This is a genomic window from Oleiphilus sp. HI0066, from assembly GCF_001635725.1.
The window spans coordinates 1-692 of record NZ_LWFH01001625.1 but is presented as its reverse complement, the minus strand read 5'-3'; the positions used below and the strand labels follow the sequence as shown (position 1 = coordinate 692).

At 42.5% G+C, this 692-nt stretch carries 1 protein-coding gene; it reads right to left on the bottom strand.

The features are described from left to right. Positions 1 to 74 precede the first annotated feature (74 nt). Positions 75 to 692: metal-dependent hydrolase (locus A3738_RS25485; protein ID WP_068763946.1), on the bottom strand; the 618-nt coding region annotated here is incomplete at its 5' end.

The window sequence follows — 692 nt, the reverse complement described above, 5'->3', positions numbered from 1 at the left end:
GCGCATTAAGCTAGATTCTTAAGCCTTCAACCAAAGCCAGCATTTGGCTTTGGTTGAAGGCTTAAGAATCTAGCTTAATGCGCCGCTGCAAGCAGAGCATCGCAGGCTTTGGCAGGATCACCGCTTTTGTTGTATTCCTCTACCCATGCAGGATAGTTGTGTACGACTGGGATTTTCTCTGGGTGAAAGCCTGGTTTAAGGTAAGCAAATAAAGGCTTTGTAAATGAAGAAAATACGCCTTTACGTCCATACATCCAAGGCAAGTTCTTAATAAACATTTTGCGACGCTCCCATTTTGAGAAGCCATCAGCCTTAAGCAGTTTGTCCCCATTAGTGAACATGATTCGCATGGTTTCATAGGTTCCGTATATAACCGCCCACACACGCATGAAATAACCAACTTTGGCAACTTTCTGCATCACATCAAATGCTACGGAACGATGCTCCATTTCTTCAATCGCATGCCATGCAAACATCGTCTTCATTCGATGATCGAAGCCTTCTGACACGTATTTTTTACTGAAGAATGCTTCTGCCATGAGCGCAGTAAAATGCTCAAAAGCTGCGGTAAGCGCGACATTGTATTCGGGTGAATATTCATTGAGATATTTGTCGATGATCTCTTTGTGCTCAGACAAAATCTCATCGATTGGCATACCTTGTTTTTTGAGCAAATTATTGAACTTAGTATG